The 20,168-nt window shown below is 63.1% G+C and carries 15 protein-coding genes and 1 tRNA gene; 7 read left to right on the forward strand and 9 right to left on the reverse strand.

Annotated elements, in window-relative coordinates:
• The gene (ssb, locus tag DM08_RS06545) at window positions 1-477 is read left to right on the forward strand and encodes a single-stranded DNA-binding protein (protein ID WP_035383855.1); all 477 of its coding nucleotides are present in this window, start codon (window positions 1-3) and stop codon (window positions 475-477) included.
• A gap of 155 nt (window positions 478-632) precedes the next feature.
• Here ssb and DM08_RS06550 read toward each other — a convergent pair.
• Both DM08_RS06550 and glgA read right to left on the reverse strand, forming a co-directional pair.
• Window positions 633-709 (reverse strand) — tRNA-Val (locus tag DM08_RS06550).
• Between the two features lie 58 nt (window positions 710-767).
• Window positions 768-2,213, reverse strand: a complete 1,446-nt coding sequence (gene glgA, locus DM08_RS06555; RefSeq protein ID WP_035383856.1) for a glycogen synthase GlgA — start codon at window positions 2,211-2,213, stop codon at window positions 768-770.
• Window positions 2,214-2,438: 225 nt separating this feature from the next.
• Between glgA and tal the strand changes: the two genes are divergently transcribed.
• A complete protein-coding gene (gene tal, locus DM08_RS06560; protein WP_035383857.1) occupies window positions 2,439-3,524 on the forward strand; it encodes a transaldolase in 1,086 nt (361 codons plus the stop codon).
• A 65-nt stretch (window positions 3,525-3,589) separates the two neighbouring features.
• On the opposite strand, the gene DM08_RS06565 is transcribed toward tal, so the two are convergent.
• The 3 genes from DM08_RS06565 to gnd are packed head-to-tail and all read right to left on the reverse strand — an operon-like array spanning window position 3,590 to window position 6,985.
• Window positions 3,590-4,555, reverse strand: coding sequence for a glucokinase (locus tag DM08_RS06565; protein ID WP_035383858.1), 966 nt, complete (start codon window positions 4,553-4,555; stop codon window positions 3,590-3,592).
• Window positions 4,556-4,562: 7 nt separating this feature from the next.
• Window positions 4,563-6,068: a glucose-6-phosphate dehydrogenase gene (gene zwf, locus DM08_RS06570; protein ID WP_035383859.1), complete on the reverse strand. Its 1,506-nt coding sequence runs from the start codon at window positions 6,066-6,068 to the stop codon at window positions 4,563-4,565.
• Window positions 6,068-6,985, reverse strand: coding sequence for a phosphogluconate dehydrogenase (NAD(+)-dependent, decarboxylating) (gene gnd / locus DM08_RS06575; RefSeq protein WP_035383860.1), 918 nt, complete (start codon window positions 6,983-6,985; stop codon window positions 6,068-6,070). The genes zwf and gnd overlap by 1 nt, the downstream gene beginning before the upstream one ends.
• Window positions 6,986-7,036: 51 nt before the next feature.
• Between gnd and pgl the strand changes: the two genes are divergently transcribed.
• Window positions 7,037-7,738 (forward strand): 6-phosphogluconolactonase, encoded by a 702-nt coding sequence (pgl, locus tag DM08_RS06580; RefSeq protein ID WP_035383861.1) that lies wholly within the window; start codon window positions 7,037-7,039, stop codon window positions 7,736-7,738.
• Complete coding sequence (locus DM08_RS06585) at window positions 7,645-8,937, forward strand: NAD(P)/FAD-dependent oxidoreductase (protein WP_081908807.1); 1,293 nt, start codon at window positions 7,645-7,647, stop codon at window positions 8,935-8,937. Before pgl ends, DM08_RS06585 begins: the two co-directional genes overlap by 94 nt.
• Window positions 8,938-8,957: 20 nt before the next feature.
• On the opposite strand, the gene malQ is transcribed toward DM08_RS06585, so the two are convergent.
• From malQ to hrcA, 4 genes are all read right to left on the reverse strand, one after another.
• The gene (malQ, locus tag DM08_RS06590; protein ID WP_035383862.1) at window positions 8,958-10,460 is read right to left on the reverse strand and encodes a 4-alpha-glucanotransferase; all 1,503 of its coding nucleotides are present in this window, start codon (window positions 10,458-10,460) and stop codon (window positions 8,958-8,960) included.
• 31 nt (window positions 10,461-10,491) lie between these two features.
• Complete coding sequence (locus DM08_RS06595; protein ID WP_035383936.1) at window positions 10,492-12,216, reverse strand: glycoside hydrolase family 57 protein; 1,725 nt, start codon at window positions 12,214-12,216, stop codon at window positions 10,492-10,494.
• Between the two features lie 60 nt (window positions 12,217-12,276).
• Window positions 12,277-13,560 carry a glucose-1-phosphate adenylyltransferase gene (gene glgC, locus DM08_RS06600; RefSeq protein ID WP_035383863.1) on the reverse strand — a complete coding sequence of 428 codons (1,284 nt, stop codon included), beginning with the start codon at window positions 13,558-13,560 and terminating at the stop codon, window positions 12,277-12,279.
• A 226-nt stretch (window positions 13,561-13,786) separates the two neighbouring features.
• The gene (hrcA, locus tag DM08_RS06605; RefSeq protein ID WP_035383864.1) at window positions 13,787-14,803 is read right to left on the reverse strand and encodes a heat-inducible transcriptional repressor HrcA; all 1,017 of its coding nucleotides are present in this window, start codon (window positions 14,801-14,803) and stop codon (window positions 13,787-13,789) included.
• Between the two features lie 59 nt (window positions 14,804-14,862).
• Here hrcA and DM08_RS06610 point away from each other — a divergent pair, with 59 nt between their 5' ends.
• The 3 genes from DM08_RS06610 (at window position 14,863) to DM08_RS12825 (ending at window position 20,119) form a co-directional block, all read left to right on the forward strand.
• A complete protein-coding gene (locus DM08_RS06610) occupies window positions 14,863-15,735 on the forward strand; it encodes an NAD kinase (RefSeq protein ID WP_035383865.1) in 873 nt (290 codons plus the stop codon).
• Window positions 15,735-17,402 (forward strand): DNA repair protein RecN, encoded by a 1,668-nt coding sequence (recN, locus tag DM08_RS06615; RefSeq protein WP_035383866.1) that lies wholly within the window; start codon window positions 15,735-15,737, stop codon window positions 17,400-17,402. The genes DM08_RS06610 and recN overlap by 1 nt, the downstream gene beginning before the upstream one ends.
• Before the next feature lie 101 nt (window positions 17,403-17,503).
• On the forward strand, window positions 17,504-20,119 hold the full coding sequence (locus tag DM08_RS12825; protein ID WP_152555796.1) for a L,D-transpeptidase Cds6 family protein: 2,616 nt from the start codon (window positions 17,504-17,506) through the stop codon (window positions 20,117-20,119).
• The last annotated feature ends 49 nt before the right edge of the window (window positions 20,120-20,168 follow it).

Genomic DNA, 20,168 nt, shown 5'->3' on the forward strand with positions numbered 1-20,168 from the left:
ATGTCGGTGAACAAAGTGATACTGGTGGGCCGTCTGGGCAAAGACCCGGAGACCCGTTACATGACCAGCGGCGAGGCGGTGACCAACGCCACGCTGGCGACTTCCGAGAACTGGAAGGACAAGAGCGGCGAGAAGCAGGAAAAGACCGAGTGGCACAACCTCGTGTTCTATCGGAAGCTGGCCGAGATCGCCGGGCAATACCTGAAGAAGGGTTCGCAGGTATACATCGAAGGCAAGATCCAGACCCGCAAGTGGCAGGACAAGAACAGCGGCCAAGACCGCTACACCACCGAGATCATCGTTGACCAGATGCAGATGCTGGGCGACAAGAAAAGCGGCACCGGCAACTTCGAAGTGGTGGACAACGGCCAGCCCGCCTACGCGCCACGCGCAGCCGCCCCAGCACCGGCAGCCAGCAAACCGGCTCCGGCCAAGAGCAGCGGCTTCGACAACTTCGACGACGACATCCCGTTCTGACCAGTACGTTTTTATAGAACGTATATAAAAACAAGAAAGGCCCACAGCAGTGGGCCTTTTTGCGTGACCGCATCGGACCGGGACGAATTGGCAACAAAAAACCCGCAGAGCCGTGAGCTGTGCGGGGTTTTTTCGGACGACATCGTCCTGAATTTTGGTAGGCACGATTGGACTCGAACCAACGACCCCTACCATGTCAAGGTAGTGCTCTAACCAGCTGAGCTACGCGCCTACAAAGGACGCGCATTTTAACCGAAACCGCGCGCCCGTCAAGCCGAATTTTCGTGCCTTCAGCGATCCAGCACGCGCTGGTAGATGTCACGATAAACGGCGGCGCTCTGCCCCCAACTGAAATCACGCGTCATGCCATTGAGTTGCAGCGCACTCCAGACCGCAGGATCGCGATATGCCTCGACCGCACGCTGGACCGTGGCTGACAGCGTGGCACCGCTCAGACCGTGGATGACGAAACCCGTGGCAGTGCCATCGGCCAGCGTAGCCTCGGTGCAATCAACCACCGAGTCGACCAGCCCTCCGGTGGCATGCACGACAGGCGGCGTGCCGTAGCATTGGCTGTACATCTGGTTCAGACCGCACGGCTCGAAACGCGATGGCATCAGGAACAAGTCCGATCCGGCCTCGATCAGGTGCGACAACCCCTCGTCGAAGCCAACCTGCACACCGATCTTGCCGGGATAACGGTAGGCCAGTTCTTGCGCCCAGCTCTGGATGCCGGGATCACCGCTACCCAGCATCACCAGTTGCGCCGGCATCTCCAGCAATTGCGGGACTATCTCCAGAATGACCTCGATGCCTTTCTGGTAGGTGAAACGGCTGACCAGACCGAACACCGGCACCGCCGGATCGATATCAAGCCCCATGCGACGCTGCAGTTCAGCCTTGTTCACAGCCTTGCCAGCAAGATTCTGGCTGTCGTAATGGGCGCTCAGATGGTGGTCGGTGGCCGGGTTCCACTCATCGTAATCAATGCCGTTCAGGATGCCGGTGAGGGCGTGGCTCTTGTATTGCAACAGCCCCTGCATGCCGAAACCGAGCGCATCGGTCTGAATCTCGCGGGCATAGGTGGGACTGACCGTGGTGATATGGTCGCAGAAATACAGCCCGGCCTTGAGGAACGACAAGTTGCCGTAATACTCCGCACCATCCGCCTTGTAACAATCCCAGGGCAGCCCCAGCTCCGGGGTCCAGTGGGCGGGGAACACGCCCTGAAAGGCGATGTTGTGGATGGACATGACACTGCGCGCCGCGCCGGGGGCATAGCGCAGGAAGGCCGGGATCAAGCCGGTCTGCCAATCGTTGCAATGCACCACGTCGGGCCGCCAGGCCATGGGGGATTCGTCGCTGCCCAGCACCGCAGCAATTTTCGACAGCAAGCCGAACCGGCGCGGATTGTCCGACCAGTCCTGCCCGCGCTCATCCACATAAGGCCCGCCGCCACGTTGGTACAGATCAGGGCAATCCAGCACCCACAGAGGCACACCACCCGGCAGACTTCCCTCCAGCAGGCGTGCCGCCGGGAATCCGAACAAGCCGGAAAAGGTAGCGACGATGGGCATGGGTGGAAGCGCCTGCAACACCTGCGGGTAGCCCGGCAGAAGGACGCGCACATCGACACCCAGCTTGAGCAAGGCGGCAGGCAGGGCACCGCTCACATCGGCCAGACCGCCGGTCTTGATCAGGGGAACTGCTTCGGAAGTGGCAAACAATACTCGCATGAAAATATCCTTGGTTACGATGGGTACAGGCTCAGGATTGGAATCACTCCAGAGGTCGCCGAGCTCCCGGCCTGTCGCATTCAGGGCGCTAGTTTATGCTTTCAATCCGGTCTGCGGAACAGGAATATTGATCCGGGCAGGAACAATATCACTGGATTTCTCGCTTGCGGAGCCGAGCTACCGGGCGCATCATGGCATCCCCTATGTTCAGTTCAGGAAAGATCAATGCCTGCAAACGCACTACGCGACACCGAAAAACTGGGTCAGTCCCTTTGGCTGGACAACCTTTCCCGCACCTTGCTACGCGAAGGCGAGCTCGACAAACTGATCGCCGAAGACGGCATCAGCGGCCTGACCTCCAACCCCGCCATCTTCTACAACGCCCTGTCCAAGAGCCCGTACTATCAGGAAGAACTGGCGACACTGAAAGCCTCGGCGCTGGATGCCGAAGCGCGTTACGAAAAGCTCATCATCGCCGACATTCAGGAGGCGTGCGACAAACTGCGCGCCGTGTTCGATGCGAGCTCCGGTGACGGCGGTTACGTCAGCCTCGAAGTGTCTCCGCAGCTGGCCGATGACGAGGAAGGCACGGTACAAGCCGCACGCCGCCTGAAGGCCGAGGTCGATCGGGTCAACCTGCTGGTCAAGGTCCCGGCGACACCGGCAGGCGTGCGTGCCTTCGAGCGCCTGACCGCCGAAGGCATCAACGTCAACGTGACCCTGATGTTCTCGCTGCGTCACGAGGATGCGGTAGCCCAGGCCTATGTGAACGGTGCCCGACGCTGGGTCACCAACGGCGGCGACCCGCGCGTATTGAAATCCGTCGCCAGTATCTTCATGAGCCGGGTGGACACGCTGGTGGATCAGAAGCTGACCGCCATCGGCACGCCCGAGGCTTTGGCACTACGCGGCCACGCCGCCGTGGTGCTCGGCAAACTGGCCTACCAGAACTATCTGGCACGCTTCCACGGTGCCGAGTTCGCCGACCTCGCCGCACTCGGCGTACGTCCGCAGTATCCGCTGTGGGCCAGCACCGGCACCAAGAACGCCGCGTATTCCGACGTACTCTATGTCGAGCCGCTGATCGGTGCCGAGACCATCAACACCTTGCCGGATGCGACCTTGGCCGCCTTCCGCGACCACGGCCATGCCGCAGACACGGTGACGGAAGGCGTGGATGAGGCCAAAGCTCAGCACGCGCAACTCGCTGCCATGGGCATCGATCTCGATGAGGTGGGTGAGCAATTGCAAAGCGAAGGACTGCTGCTGTTCGTGCAGGCCTTCGACAAGCTGCTAGAGATCGTCAAATAGCCGACACACCGTCGAACGAGAACGGGACGCTCAGCGTCCCGTTTTTCATGGTGGCGACGATAATCTCAACCCGGCGCGCGGGCAGCCAGTTCGGCACCCAGCAAGCCGATGTTGGGATGCGTGACGATATGCACGGGCAAGGAACGCAACAGCTCGGTATAGCGACCTTTGGCCAGGAAGGCGGCGAGGAAATCGCCCTGCTGCATGCGCGGGAGGATCTTGGCGGCGATCCCGCCAGCAAGATAGATGCCGCCGCGCGGCAGGGCGAGCAGCGCGTAGTTGCCCACGGCTGCGCCGTACAGGGCGATGAAGAGGTCCACCGCCTGCCGTGCAATGGGCTCGTCAGACTGGGTCAGCGCCGCCGCAGGATCGGAGGTTTGCATGGCGTGCACCAACACCGCCGAAGGCGTGGCATGGCCGCTGTCGCGCAGGAAGTCGTGGATCGCCACCAGACCGGGGCCGGAGACCACGCGCTCATAGGAGACATGGCCGTGGCGGGCTTGCAGATAGCGCAACAATTCGATCTGTAGTTCGTTCTGCGGGGCAAGGTCGAGGTGGCCGCCTTCCGAAGGGTGAACGGCATGACCGCTGCCCTGCCAGGTCAGACAAGCCACCCCCAGCCCGGTCCCCGCACCCACGGCCAGCCGCACCCCGTGTGGCTGTGGCTGGCCGCTTTGCAACGTGAGCAAGTCTGCCGGTCGCAAGGCGGCGATACCCAGCCCGACTGCCTCGAAATCATTGATGAGCACGACCCGGGAGATGCCGAAGTGCGCCGCCAGCTGGTCGGCATCGACCTCCCAAGGCAGGTTGGTGAATTTGACACGCCGCCCGGAGACCGGCCCAGCGACCGCCAAACAGGCCGCCGCGATGGCAGGCTGCCCTGCTTCGGCCAAAAATTCCCCGAGGATGGCGGTCAGCGTGGCATAGCGCGCACTCGGAAAGCTCTGCTGCCGCAGCGATACGCCCGTCGCGTCGGAAAGTTGCAGCAACGTCTTGGTGCCACCGATGTCGGCAGAGAGAAAAAGGCTCATGGCATGCTCAATAGGCCTGCAAATTGGCCCCTTCGATCTCCAGCGAGTGACGCCAGAACTGGTCCTCGCGATCGAACAGGCGGTAGGTTCCGCGCGGCCCCCAGCTACCAGCGGCATAGGTGTTGATGAACTCGCGCTCCATCGCCCACACCTTGAGCACCGGGTCAACCACGCGCCAGGACGATTCGACCTCGTCATAACGCAGGAACATCGAGTGATCGCCTTCCATCACGTCCAGCAACAGACCCTCGTAGGCATCGCTGTCCACGTCGTCGTCCTTGCGGTAGGCCGCATCCAGGCTGATGGTGCGGGTAGAGAGATCCAGCCCCGGCACCTTCACGTTCATCTCCATCTTCAGGCAGTCGTTAGGCTGAATGCCCAGCAGCAGCCAGTTGGGGTGTGACGGGTCACAGCGGGTGTTGCGGAACAGGTCCTGCGGCGGATTTTTGAAGCGGATGCTGATCGCCGAAGCACCCTCGGCCAGCCGCTTGCCGGTGCGCAGATAGAACGGCACCCCCGCCCAGCGCCAGTTGTCGATGTACAACTTGAGTGCCGCGTATGTCTCGGCCACGCTGTCCGGCTTGACGCCGGGCTCCTCGCGGTATCCGGGCACCGGCTGGCCGTTGATCTGGCCGCTGGCGTACTGGCCACGGAACGCGTGGGCATTGACCGCACTCTGGGTGATCGGGCGCACCGCTTTCAACACTTTCACCTTCTCGTCGCGCAGGTGCTCGGCGGCCATGCTCACCGGCGGCTCCATCGCCACCAGCGTGAACAGTTGCAGCAGATGACTCTGGATCATGTCGCGCAGCGCACCGGCCCCCTCATAGTAATCGGCGCGCCCTTCCACCCCCAGCGTCTCGGAATGGGTGATCTGCACATGGTCGATGTAGTTACGGTTCCATAGTGGTTCCAGCATCAGATTGGCGAAGCGGAACACCATGATGTTCTGCACCGTACCCTTGCCGACATAGTGGTCAATACGGAAGATCTGCGGCTCGTTGAGGTGGCGGTACAAGGTCTTTTGCAGGGACTGCGCGGAGAGCAGATCGGAGCCGAACGGTTTTTCAATCACCACGCGGCGCCAGCCAGCGTGCTCTTTCAGCAAGCCGACCTTGCCCAGGCTCTCGATGATGCGCGGGAACTCGGTCGGTCGCACCGCCATGTAGTAGGCGATGTTGCTGGTGAACGTGCTGCGGTCATCGAAACGCTGGCTGAGTTTCTCATAGGCCAACTCGTCGTTCGGCAGGATGGGCTGATAGTGCAGGCGGGCGCAGAACCGGGCCTTGGCCGTACTGTCCATACCGTTCGGGAACAGCGGTTCGAGCATCTGGCAGACCTCGTCGATCCAGGCTTCTCGGCTGCGTGGCTCGATGCTGCAGCCGAGGATCACCATGCCCTCAGGCAGACGGCCAGCCATGTCCAGCCGGAACAATCCGGGTATCAGCTTGCGGCGGGACAGGTTGCCTGCCGCACCAAAGATCACGAGTGTACAGGGGTCGATCTTTTTCATTATTTGCCTTGGGTCGAAGTGACGGCGTGACCGCCGAAAGCGTTGCGCATGGTAGCCAGCAGCCGGTTGGCGTAACCGGTCTGGCCCTGGCTGGCGAAGCGCATCTGCAGAGCCAGCGACAGTACGGGAGCGGCCACGCCCTGATCCACCGCCTCCACCACGGTCCAGCGGCCCTCGCCGGAGTCGGCCACCACCGGGGCGATGTTCTCCAGACTTTGGTCGTGCTTGAGGGCCTCGGCGGTGAGGTCGAGCAGCCAGCTGCGCACCACCGAGCTATGTCGCCACAACTCGGTGATCTGCGCCAGGTCGAGGTTGAACTCTTCCTTGCCGCGCAGCAGGTCCAGACCTTCGGCGTAAGCCTGCATCATGCCGTACTCGATACCGTTGTGGATCATCTTGGTGAAATGGCCGGAGCCGACCGGGCCGACGTGGGCCCAGCCGCGATCGGGTGCGGGGGCGAGTGCCTGCAATACCGGCTTCATCACCTCGGCCACTTCAGGTGTCGCGCCCACCATCAGGCAGTAACCGTTGTCCAACCCCCACACGCCGCCGGAGGTGCCGGAATCCATGAAGCCGATACCGCGTTCAGCCAGCCAGGCACCCCGGCGCTGAGTGTCGTGGTAGTTGGAGTTGCCGCCGTCCACCACGATGTCGCCCGGTGCCAGCATCCCGGCCAGATCGGTGATCTGCTGCTCGGTCGGCGCGCCCGCAGGCAACATCAGCCAGACGACACGCGGTGCGGCGAGCTGGCCGACCGCATCCGCCACCGAAGCGGCGGCAAGCATCCCGGACTCCACCGCCAGTTGCGCCACCACCTCTGCCGAACGGTCGTAGCCGACCACCTCGATACCACCGCGCCGCAAGCGCCGCACCATGTTGCCACCCATTTTGCCCAAACCGATCATCGCCAAGCGCATCTCAAGACCTTCGTTTCCGTTAGAATCCGGGCATTTTACCGGACTAGCAACATGCCCACACGTCAACTCTGCCTTTGGCGCACATTTGCAACAGCCACCCAGCTCGAACAGGCTGCGGTGCAGCACGTTCTCACAGCAGCGGAGGCGGCCATCCATGCGCGTGGAGCGTTCCATCTGGTGCTGGCGGGCGGCACCACCCCGCGCCGGGTGTACGAAGCGTTGCGCTCGGCGCACGCCGACTGGGCGCATTGGCATGTCTGGTTCGGCGACGAGCGTTGCCTGCCGCCCGAGCATGCCGAACGCAACAGTCGCATGGCGGGCCTGGCCTGGCTGGACCATGTCGCGATCCCAGCCGGACAGGTGCATGCCATCCCCGCCGAACTGGGGCCGGCAGAGGCTGCGGGGCGCTATGCGCAGGCACTGGCCGACGTGGGCGAGTTCGATCTGGTGCTGCTCGGTCTGGGCGAGGATGGCCATACCGCCAGCCTGTTCCCCGGTCACAACTGGGGCACCCTGCCCGCTGCGCCGGATGCGATGCCGGTATCCGATGCGCCCAAGCCGCCGCCGCAACGCGTCTCGCTCTCGGCCCAGCGACTTGGTCGGGCACGCGCCGTGACCTTTCTGGTGACCGGTACGGGCAAACGCGATGCCGTCGCCGCATGGCGCGCGGGGCAAGCGATCCCGGCGACCAGTATCACGCCAGCGCAGGGCGTGGAAATCTGGCTGGAGCAGCTCTGCTGCGCGCAAGCGTGAGCCACGACGCGCCCGGCACCGGGCAAGACCATGACATCGTCATCATTGGCGCAGGCCCGGCTGGATGTGCAGCGGCACGGCTGCTGGCCCAGAACGGCTGGCGCGTCGGCTTGTATGACAAAGCCGACTTCCCGCGCGAGAAGACCTGCGGCGATGCGCTCATCCCCGATGCGCACGCGGCGCTGGATACGCTGGGATTGCGCGCGCGGGTCGAACAGCTCGCCTACCCGACCCGCGCCTTGCGGCTCATCAGTTTCGACGGCAGCGCAGTGTCGGTGCGTGGCCGCACCGCCGTGGTCCCGCGCTTGCAACTGGACGGATTGTTGCTGGAGGCCGCGCGCGAAGTCGGGGCGGATTTCCGGCCCGGCCATGATTTCCAATCGGTCCGGGACGAAGATGGTCGGCTGTACCGCGTGGAGTTCCTGACCGAGAGCGGCAAAGTCGCCGTGCGCGCGCCCTGGGTGCTGCTGGCGACGGGTGCCCATGCCGCGCCCATCGCCCGCGCCGGGTTGTTGGAGCGCCATGCGGCGAGCAGTTTCGCCGTGCGCCAGTATGTACGCAACCCGCGTCTGGCTCGCGACTTCGACCAGTTGGTGTTCATCTTCGATCACAGCGTGCGCGGCGGTTACGGCTGGATCTTCCCCGGCCCCGACGGCGTGTTCAACATCGGTATCGGCTATTTTGGCAGTGCCGAGAAGAACGCGGGCCTGCGCCGGGATTACGAGCACTTCATCGCTCACCAGCCACTGGCGCGCGACCTGATGCGTGACGGAGTAGTGGTCTCGCCGCTCAAGGGCGCGCCGCTGCGCACCGGGCTGGACGGGACGCGCTTCGCCGAGGGTGGTTTGCTGGCGACCGGCGAATGTGTAGGCACCACTTTCCCGCTCACCGGCGAAGGCATAGGCAAGGCGCTGGAGACCGGGCTGCTGGCGGCGGAGAATCTGCTGGCCCACGCCGCTCAGGGGAGGGCCACCGTGGCCGCCGCCCACACCGCCAGCCTAGCCGCACTCAGACCCAAATACGCGGCTTACCGCAAAGCCGAACTGCTGCTGCGCTGGCCTTGGCTGGCCAACATGCTGGTACGGCGCGCCGCGCGGGGTGAGTACATGCGTACCCGTCTGGAGGCGCTGTTCAACGAGACCGCCGACCCGGCCAACCTGTTCTGCTGGAAGACCTGGCTCAGGATATTGCTGCGCTAGTCTGGAATGTCGCCGGTTGACTAGAAGCTCAGCCGGTCCATCGCACAACGCCCATGCACTGCTGTGATCTCGTATAGCCGCTCGGCGTGCCAGGGCTGCACCTGATCCCAACTGAAGCGCCATTCCCAGTAGCCCTCGCCCTTACCGGGCAGATTCATGCGGCAGTCCGAAGTCAGACCCAGCACATCCTGCAAAGGGTGGATGGCGATGTCGGCGATGGATTGCGATGCAGCCTGGATCAAGCTCCAGTGGATCTCCTGGCCATCGCTGCCGAGATATCTGCAGACGAAGGCGCGCTCATGCGGGGTGGCGGCCTCGAACCAGCCGATAGCGGTGTCGTTGTCGTGGGTGCCGCCGTACACCACGGTGTTGCGGGCATAGTTGTGCGGCAGGAAGCTGTTGCTGGCATCGCCGCCGAAGGCGAATTGCAGGATGCGCATACCGGGCAGCTCAAACTGGTCGCGCAGCGCGGTGACATCCGGCGTGATGATGCCCAGATCCTCGGCGATGATGGGCAACTTGCCCAGAGCCTGCTGGATGGCCTCGAACAGCTTCGCGCCGGGGCCGGGCATCCAGCGCCCATGGATGGCGGTCGGCTCGCTGGCGGGGATCTCCCAGTAACCGGCGAAGCCCCGGAAATGGTCGATGCGTACGATGTCCACCAGCGCGATGGTCTGGCGGATACGGGCTATCCACCAGGCGAACCCCTCTTTCTCATGCGCGGGCCAGTGGTAGAGCGGGTTACCCCAACGCTGGCCGGTCGCGCTGAAGAAGTCGGGCGGCACGCCCGCCACCACCGCAGGGCGGCGATCCTGGTCCAGGATGAACAGCTCTTGTCGCGCCCAGACCTCGGCGCTCTGGTAGGCGATGAAGATCGGGATGTCACCGACGATCTGGATGCCGCGCTGGTTGGCGTACTGCTTCAGTGCGTGCCATTGGCGGAAGAAGCACCATTGGCAGAACTTCCAGAACTCGACCTCGTCATGCAGGCTGGCCGCAGCCTTGGCCAGGGCGCGCTTGTCACGGCGCGCCAGCTTCGGTTCCCACGCACTCCAGTCTTGCCAGTCGTGATGATCGGCCAGGGCCATGAACAGGGCATAGTCGTCCAGCCAGGAATGCTGGTCGGCACAGAAAGCGGCGTAATCGGTGGGCGCTGCGGCGGCGCAGAAACGGCGCGCGGCCAGTCGCAGCCTGTCCATGCGGAAGCGGTGCACCAGACCGTAATCCACCCGATGCGATTGGAAGCCGGGATGGGGCACCAACTCGGCTTCGTTCAGCCAGCCGTGCTCGCGCAGTTCGGCCAGGTCGATCAGCAGCACGTTCCCGGCGAACGCGGAGCTGCTCATGTAGGGCGAGTTACCGGGGCCGATGCCGCCCAGCGGCAAGATCTGCCACAACGTCTGTCCGGCGGATGCCAGCCAGTCCACGAAATGGTAGGCCGCCGCCCCGAAATCGCCCGAGCCGTGAGCGCCGGGGAGCGAGGTGGGATGGAGCAAGATGCCGCTGCTGCGGGCGAAATGCATGAGTACGACCTTTCAGGAAAGTGCTTGAGCCTCAGGAACCGCGCCGCATCGCCCCGCCCGCCTCGACCTCGTCACCCCGCCCGCCGTGGCTGAGCGGGTGGTTCAAGGTCGCCGGAGCAGGCAATTTGAGCAGATGGTACAGGTGGATCAGGTTGTGGCGGTACAGGCGATCGAAGCTCTCGACCGCGTGCGACGGGTTGTAGTCGCCGAACCACCAGAACCAGTCCGAGCTCTCGCACGAGGCCAACTGGCGCTCGGCCGCCTTGCGCTCGACCTCGGTCAGATGGCCGCTGACCAACACCATGTCGTAGCTCTGCTTGGCCATGCACAGCAGGTCCCACGCCCGGTCCTTGTCCGGGCAGCCGATCCAGGTGGAGAAAGTGCCATACACCCAGCTACCGGCGACCAGTCGCGGCAGTTCGCCCTCGTTGGAGAACGCGAAGCTCCCTTGCTTGCCGGTGTTGGCCAGGTAGTCGCTGAAGGTGTTGGTTTGGATGACGGGATGGTCTTCCAGGGCAGTGTACAGGTCGTCGAGGAAATAGTAGCCGTTGTACGGGTAATACTCCCAGGCGTTCTCGCCATCGAGGATGACGCTGACCACGGGCGAGTCGCCACTGTGGTTCTGGCGCGCGATCTCTTCCACCTGGGCGACGAAATGCAGCGCGGCATCCTTGCCGTGCCAGCGCGAGTACTCGAAGCCGATCAGGTCGGAGAGCTTGTCGTCACGGAAGAAGCAGTGCACTTTCTTAGATGCCCCGGAGATGTGATAAGGGCGGTACAGATAGTACGAGCGGTCGGCCAGATCGCTCCCGTGGGCGGCACGCAGACTGTTGGCTAGCACCGTCTCGCCGCTGGCCGCCCAGTGGCAGTCCTGCTGCGCCAGCAATTCGAGCAGGCCGGTCGAAACCGCACCTTCGGCAGGCCAGATCCCCTGCGGGGTGACGCCGAAGCGTGCGCGATGAGTCTCCAGCGCCGAGTGGATATGGGCGGCGACACGGCTGTGTCCGCCCGGATAACGCACCGATTGCGGCAGGCTGCTATCCGGGATGCTTTCGCGGGCGCTGTTCAGGTCGAGCAGCAGCGGGGCCAGCGGATGGTAGTGCGGCGTGGCGGAGATCTCGATCTGGCCCGATGCGGCAAGCTTGCGATAGCGCGGGATGATGCCGGACACGGTGTGACCGATCACGCTCAGCAGTTGTTGGCGATCACTCGCATCGAATCCTTCGCCCTTGCTCATCAACTCCACCAGCACATCGTGCTCGCGACGCACGCTCTCGCCGCACCATGCCAGGTGGTACCAGGTCAACAGGTCGGCCAGATATTGGCCGGATAGGTAGGACAGCACCACGTCGCCCGAGGGCTCCAGCGTGCGGAACAGATCATGCAGGCGCTTGTAGGCCGGGTAAGGCGCGATCATCTTGGTGTGGTTGCTGCGGAAGCAGCTGTCCAGGATGAACTGATGCTCAGCCGGACTGAGACAACTGAGGTCGTCACGCGCCAGCAGGCGCAGCAAGGGATCGCGCAGCTGATTGCTGGCGAACTGCTGTTCGTAATCTTCCAGCTGGTCGAGCAGGATGGGGACGAAATTCACCACGGCGCGCACCTTGGGGTGGCGTTCCAGATGACTGGCCATGTCGGAGTAGTCCTTCATGGCATGCAGATAGACCCAGGGCAGCGAGAACTCGCCTGTCGCATAGTCGCGATAGTCAGGCTGGTGCATGTGCCAGAGGAAAACGAGATCGAGGGATGTGTTCATGATGTATCCGGGGAAAGCGGCGGGCATCCCGCGACCGGGGATGCCCAAGTGTTATGCGGCTCAGCGTACTCGGTGGTTGTCCTGCCCGAGCATGTCCGGAGTGATCAGGGTGATGCCGCGCGAGGTGACGAAGAAGCGCTTGGCATCCTCCTCGTGATTGACCCCGACCACCAACCCTTCGGGGATGTTGCAGCCCTTGTCCACGACCACCCGCTTCAGCACGGCGTTACGACCGATACTGACGTTGGGCAGGATGACCGACTCCTGCACAGCCGCATAGCTATGGACTACCACATCGGAGAACAGCAGGGAGTTGGTGACGGTCGCACCGCTGATGATACAGCCGCCGGAGACCAGCGAATCAAGGGCCTGACCGCGTCGCTCACCTTCATTGAAGATGAACTTGGCGGGTGGAAGCTGCTCCTGATAAGTCCAGATCGGCCACTCCTGGTCGTACATGTTCAGGTCGGGGATGATCTTGGTCAGCTCCATGTTGGCCTCCCAGTAGGAGTCGATGGTCCCCACATCGCGCCAGTAAGGCACGCCGCCCTCCGGCTTGACACAGCTGTCATCGAAACTCTGGGCGAACACACGATAGTTGGATTGCACCAGATGCGGGATGATGTCCTTGCCGAAATCGTGGCTGGAATGCGGATCGTCAGCGTCTCGCATCAGCTGTTCGTACAGGAAGCGCGTATTGAAGATATAGATGCCCATGCTGCACAGCGCGATATCGGCTTTGCCCGGCATGGGAGCGGGCTGGTCCGGCTTCTCGGTGAAGGTGACCACGCGGGAGCTCTCGTTCACCCCCATCACCCCGAAAGCGCGGGCTTCATCCAGCGGCACCTGGATACAGGCCACGGTCATGTCCGCCTGATTGTCGGCATGGAAGGCCAGCATCTTGCCGTAGTCCATCTTGTAGACGTGGTCGCCAGCCAGGATCAGCGTATATTCGGCATCGATCTCGCGCAGGATGTCGATGTTCTGGAACACGGCATCCGCCGTGCCCTGATACCACTCTTCGTCGATGCGCTGCTGGGCTGGCAGGATGTCGATGAACTCGCCGAACTTACCGTTGAGGAAGCTCCAGCCGCGCTGGATGTGGCGGATCAGACTATGAGACTTGTACTGGGTAGCGATGCCGATACGGCGGATTCCCGAATTGACACAGTTGGACAGGACGAAATCGATGATGCGGAACTTGCCCCCGAACGGTACGGCAGGCTTCGCTCGCCAGTCGGTCAGTTGATGTAATCGGCTCCCCCGACCACCAGCCAGCACCATGGCATAGGTATTCTTGGTCATCAGGCTGACATAACGAGACTTCTCTTGCTGCTGCGACATGATTCCTCCCCGACTATTGTTTAGGGCATCCCAAATCTGCCGTGCGAATGCTGCATCGCGACCTTGAGCGTTCGGCTGACCACTCCCTACGTCTTGCGACGTGGTGGGCCGTGCAACTTTGTGCACACCGACCGCTCTCGACGGTTCCCCCGGGTGCCCGCTCCTACCTTATTGGCGGCCCGACTATAGCAGATTCGGCCATCGTGCGCCTTGCATCGCCGTCAGGTCACGCCGATAAGGCGTTTCCCAGCAAGCGGGCCGTGATGTCCACGATGGGAACGACCTTCTGGTAATCCATGCGCTTGGGACCGATGACCGCCAAGGTGCCGACGATCTGACCGCAGGCGGCATAAGGTGCGCTGACTATGCTGCACTCGTCCAGCGAGGATACGCCCGACTCGTGGCCAACAAAGATGTGCACGCCCTGCGCCTGACGGCTGGCATCCAGCAGCTGCAACAACTCGGTCTTGCGCTCGAACACAGTGAACAGCTTGCGCAACCGCGACATGTCGCCGGACAGGTCGTTGACATGCAGCAGGTTGCGCTCGCCGCTCAGCACATAATCCTCGCCCTTGCCAGCCAGCGCCTCGTCGCCTGCCGAGATCGCCGCAGTCATCAACTCACTCATGTCGTGCTGCAACTGACCGAGTTCCAGCTGGATGCGCTGGCGGATATCGTGCAGCGCCTGACCGGCATAATGCTGACTGAGGAAATTGCCGGCCTCGGTGAGTTGCGACTGGCTGTAGTCGCGCGTGGTCAGCAACACCCGATTCTCCACATCGCCGTCGGGCATCACGATGATGAGCAACACCCTGCGTTCGGACAGGCGCAGGAACTCGATCTGCCGGACCGAAGCCGCACGCCGACTCGGTGTAGCGACCACTCCGGCAAAATGGGTGAGTTCGGAAAGCAGATGGGAAGCTTGGGCCAGCAAGCGCGAGGGGTTGTCCGGCTGCAGTTGATGCTCCAGCCTTTGGATACGTTCCAGATCCAAAGGCTGCACCACCATCATGGTATCGATGAAGCGACGATAGCCCAGTGCAGTGGGGATGCGTCCGGCGGAGGTATGCGGGCTGGCGACCAGCCCCATGGCTTCCAGATCAGCCATCACATTGCGGATGGTGGCGGGACTGACCTCCAGTCCGGAGAACTGCTGCAAGGCTCTGGACCCGACCGGCTGCCCATCGCTGATGTAGCGTTCCACCAGGGTCTTCAGCAGGATCTGTGCGCGGTCATTGATCATGGCGGCATTCTACCGCGCGGCTTTGTCATTGAACCAGCGATATGGTTTAATCGCCAGCCATGGATACCCCTTTCAAAACCGTCGCGCTGATCGGCAAGTACAAGTCTCCGGAGATCGCCGGCTCGCTGTTGCAACTGGGCACATTCCTGTCCGCCCGTGGCCTCAAGGTCGTAGTAGACACCCTGACCGCCGAGCACCTGCCCCACATCCCCTACCCCGCCCTGCCCCTGAGCGGGATCGGCTGCAGCGTCGATCTGGTGATCGTGCTGGGAGGCGATGGCACCTTGCTCAACATCGCGCAGGCACTCGCCTCCTGCGATGTCCCTCTGGTCGGGGTGAACCAGGGGCGACTAGGCTTCCTGACCGACATCTCGCTCGACACCATGCAGCAAACGCTGGCCGCCATCCTGGACGGCGCATACGTCACCGACCGCCGCCTGCTGCTGCAGACCCGCGTGCTGCGCCAAGGGGCCGAGATCTTCCGCTCGCTGGCGCTGAATGAGATGGTGGTACATCGTGGCAACATCAGCAGCATGATCGAATTCGAGGTACGCATCGACGGCGAATACCTCTACACCCAGCGCGCCGACGGCCTGATCGTCTCCACCCCGACCGGCTCGACCGCCTACGCCCTGTCGGCAGGCGGTACCATCGTGCATCCGGGGCTGGATGTGATGGAACTGGTGCCGGTCTGCCCACACACCCTGAGCAACCGCCCCATCGTGGTCAGTGGAGATGCGCGTGTCGAGGTGCTGATGCATCGCACCAACGACGTACGTGTACGCTTCGACAGCCACACCTGGTTCGACCTGCAATTGCATGACACACTGGAAGTGACTCGCTTCCCGACCGCCGTCCGCCTGCTCCACCCACAAGGCCACAGCTTTTACCGCACCCTGCGCGAAAAACTGCTCTGGAACCAGCCCTTGTAATGCTGAGATACCTGTCCATCCGCGACTTCGTCATCGTCGCCCAGCTCGAACTAGATTTCACCGGCGGATTCACCGCACTCTCAGGCGAGACCGGTGCGGGCAAATCCATCCTGCTCGATGCCCTGTCACTGGCGCTGGGCGAGCGCGGTGACGGCGGTATGGTCCGTTCCGGCTGCGAGCGCGCCGAGATCAGCGCCGAATTCGACATCGCCGGACTACCCGGACTCCAACTCTGGCTGGAACAGCAAGAACTGCCCGGCGACGACGGCGTTTGCCTGCTGCGGCGGGTGCTGGATGCGGGCGGGCGTTCGCGCGGCTTCATCAATGGCCGCAGCGCCACCCTGCAACAGATGCGCGAGGCCAGCGAGTGGTTGCTGGACATCCATGGCCAACACGCCCATCAATCGCTGTTGCGGCCCGACGCACAACGCGACTTGCTGGATGCGTATGCCGGAGCGCGCGGGCTGGCCGAGCAAGTGTCCGGCGCGTACAAAACCTGGCAGATGCTGGAGCAGCGCTGCCGCGAACTGAGCCAGAACGCCGAGGCCATGGCTGCCGAACGCGAACTGCTGTCGTTCCAGGCGCAGGAACTGGAGTCGCTCGATTTCAGTATCGCTGGCTGGCAGGAGACGCAGGCCGAGTATGCTCGCCTGTCGCACGCAGCCAGCCTGCTGGAAACAGCTGAGTTCGGCCTCGATGTGCTGGGTGAATCCGAAGTCGCCTGCCTGCCGCAGTTGAATGCACTGATCGCCCGGATCGAGACCGGCATCGAGGTCGATCCCGCCCTGGGCGAGACATTGCAACTGCTGGACAGCGCGCGCGCCGAATTGCAGGAGGCGGTGTACGCGCTGCGCCAGTATCAGCGCCGACTGGAGCTGGACCCGCAACGCCAGCGCACTCTGGAACGTACCATCCAGACAGTGGTGGATGCCGCACGCAAATACCGGGTGACACCCGAAGAGCTGCCGCAGGCACAGGCGCGCGTCGCGGCACGCCTGGCCGAGCTGGGCGGCGATGCCGATCTCGACGCATTGCAGCGACAAGCCGCGCAGGCCTATCAAAGCTATCTGGGCGTGGCACAGCGGCTGAGCGGGGAGCGGCGGGCGGCCGCCGACCAACTGTCCCGCGAGATCACCGCCGCGATGCAGACCCTGGCGATGCAGGGCGGCAGCTTTGTCGTCAGCTTAGCGACACTGGCCGAAGGGAACCGACACGGACTGGAAAGCATCGAATTCCAGGTCGCCGCCAATCCCGGCATGCCGGTGCGTGCACTGGCGAAGACCGCTTCCGGTGGCGAACTGGCGCGCATCAGCCTGGCCATGCAAGTGGCGCTGTCCGAGGTCGCCCAGGTACCGACCTTGATCTTCGACGAGGTGGACAGCGGCATCGGCGGACGTGTCGCCGAGATCGTCGGCAAGCTGCTCAAACGCTTGGGACAGCGCCACCAGGTACTGTGCGTCACCCACCTGCCCCAAGTCGCCGCCTCGGCGGACGCGCAATGGCAAGTCAGCAAGACCACCCGAGACGGCAGCACCTTCAGCGACATCTCGGTGCTGTCTCCCGCCCAGCGGGTGGACGAGGTCGCCCGCATGCTGGGCGGCATCACCCTGACCGAAACCACCCGCAAACATGCCGCCGAGATGCTGGGCCATACCCTTGCCGACTGAAACCACTCGACAGGAGTGGTGCTTTTAAAATCTACTTGGAACTCAGTAGGTAAAAGGTAATTATTTCTGTATCATGGCGGCCTATTCATAAAGGTTTTGCTATGAGAATCAAGCTTATCGCGACTTCCGTCCTGTTCGCCGCCTGCGGCACCCCAGCCCTGGCTGAGCCCCTCCCGACACCACCCTCCGCGCAGACACCCGTTCTTTCCTCCCCTCCGATACGCGGGGCTGAGGAAGAGGTCTGGCATACCGTGCAGGATTGGGCAGCAGCATGGTCGGCGCGTGACGCGTTCTCTTTCCTGGCGTTCTACGCCAAAGGATTCCAGCCTGAAGACGGCTCCAACTTCGCGGATTGGAGCAGCCGTCGCCGCATCTATTTCAGGCAGACCAAACTGGTCGAAGTCACCGTCACCTTCCCTGCGATACGCATGATTGACGACAAGCATGCCAAGGTACGCTTCACACAGTCGATAAGAACGGGGCAGATCCAGTCTCTGGATGAGAAAACGATGTCGCTGACCAAGGTGGGCGGCCTGTGGATGATCTCCGAAGAGCAATCCTTGGCCTCCAGGATCGACCCGATAGCGCACACCAAGCTGGCTGAAGCACCTGCGCCAGTCCGTCTGGCACCTATCGTCCAATCGGCCCCGGTAGAAACCGTCCCCGTCGCGCCTCAGCCACCTTCGCAGCCTCAGGTGCAAAGCACGGAAGAGGTTTGGGCTGTCATTCAGGCATGGGCGCAAGCCTGGAGAGCAAAAGATGCCGCAGCCTTCTTCGGCCATTACGGTACGCGCTTCAGGCCCAACGATGGTTCCAGCCTGGATGCCTGGCAAAAACGCCGTCGCGACTACTTTGCCAAGGTCAAGTCCATTCAGATCGACTTGACCGAGCAGACGATAGAGTTCACCGGCACGGGGCGAGCCGAAGTGCGGTTCACGCAAGATTTCCGTTCCGACGTGTTCAAGGAGATCAGCAGGAAGCAGCTGACTCTGGAGAACGTGAACGGCTTATGGCGTATCGTGACCGAGCAGGCCGATCCCCGCCTGGCCGAGTACCAAATCGCCAAGATGGAAGCGGCCAAGGTAGAAGCTGCCCGTGCCGAGGCTGCGCGTGCCGAAGCCGCCCGTGCCGAAGCCGCCCGTGCTGAAGCCGCCCGTGCTGAAGCCGCCCGTGCTGAAGCCGCCCGTGCTGAAGCTGCCCGTGCCGAAGCTGCCCGTGCCGAAGCTGCCCGTGCCGAAGCTGCCCGTGCCGAAGCTGTCCGTGCTGAAGCTGCTCGTGCTGAAGCTGCTCATGCCGAAGCTGCTCATGCCGAAGCTACCCGTGCTGATGCTGCCAAAACCGGCGCGGGCACCACCGAAGCAAGCAGTGCACCTCCAGAAACGCACAGCAACCACACACGTCTGGGATTAGAGGCTTGGTCAACAGTCCAATCGTGGGCACAGGCATGGGGCTCGCTGAACGCCGATGCGTTCATCGGCCATTACGGAGCCAGCTTCGCTCCTGAGGATGGCTCACCCAGAGCCGCATGGGAAGCACGCCGCCGCGACTACTTCAAGCGTGTCAAGTACATAGAGATCGGCCTGAATGACCCCGTGATCCATGTCAGCGATGAAAGCCATGCCCAGATCAAGTTCGAGCAATCTTTCCGTTCTGACATCTACCGCGAAGTGGCCAAGCCGAAGTTCCTAGCTCTGGAGAAGGTCAACGGGCGCTGGATAATCATGGCCGAGCAGACCGATGCCTCTAATAGACAGCCGTCCGCAGTGGCTCACACGGAGACCGAACGAGCACAGGAAAAGGCTGAGGCCTCACGCACCGAGGCGGCCAAGGCCGAAGCGCTCAGGGCGAAAGCCGCTCAGGCCCAGGCTGACGCGGCACGAGCCAAGGCTGAGACCGAGGCCGAACAGGCCCGCGTCAGGATCGCGGCAGCTCAGGCAGAGACCGAGCGCGCCAAGGCTGAAGCCGCTCAGGCCAAGACCAAGGCTGAAGCCGATGCACAGGCCGCACGAGAGAAAGCCGAGATGGCGCGCGCCGATGTAGCCCGGGCCGATGCTCTCAAGGCAGAGGCGAACCGCGCCAAGAGCGAGGCCGCCAAGGCCAGGGCCGCAGCAGAGGCCGAACAAGCCAAGGCCAGGGTAGAGATCGCCAAAGCCGAGCAGGCACGTGCCGAAGCCGCCCGAGCCGAAGCGACCAAAGCCCGCGCCGACGCGGCCCGCGCCAAAGCCGAAGCCAATGCCGAAACTGCACGACGCAAGGCAGCGGAAGCCCAGGCAGCAAGCCAGGCCTACGCCGAAACCACCAAGAGCGTAAGCGGCACCACGGTCGTTGCTCAGACCACCGTCACTCCGCAACAAACGCAGGGCATCCACGACCTGATCGGAACCTGGGCCAAGGCTTGGGCCTCGCGCGACGTTGCGGCCTATCTGGCCTGCTATGGGGAGCATTTCCAGCCGGCTGGCGGAGAAAGCTTCGCCGCCTGGGAGGCACAGCGCAGAGCACGGATAGGCAAGGCCACGACCATCGAAATCGGGGTAGACGACCTGTCGGTCGAACTGCTGGATGGTGATTACGCCAAGGCGCGCTTCACCCAGCGTTATCGTTCGGACAATTACCGCGATGTGGTCAGCAAGACGGTGATCCTGGAGAAGGCTGGTACGGAGTGGCGCATCGTGCGCGAAGAGGCAAGCGCGCCGGTCAAATCCACCGCTCGCCGCTGATGTCGGGTCTGGGCGCTTGAGGTATCATGCGCCCTTTCCCGCATCCACC

This window comes from Ferriphaselus sp. R-1 (assembly GCF_000746095.1).
In the GTDB taxonomy this organism is placed as follows: Bacteria; Pseudomonadota; Gammaproteobacteria; order Burkholderiales; family Gallionellaceae; genus Ferriphaselus.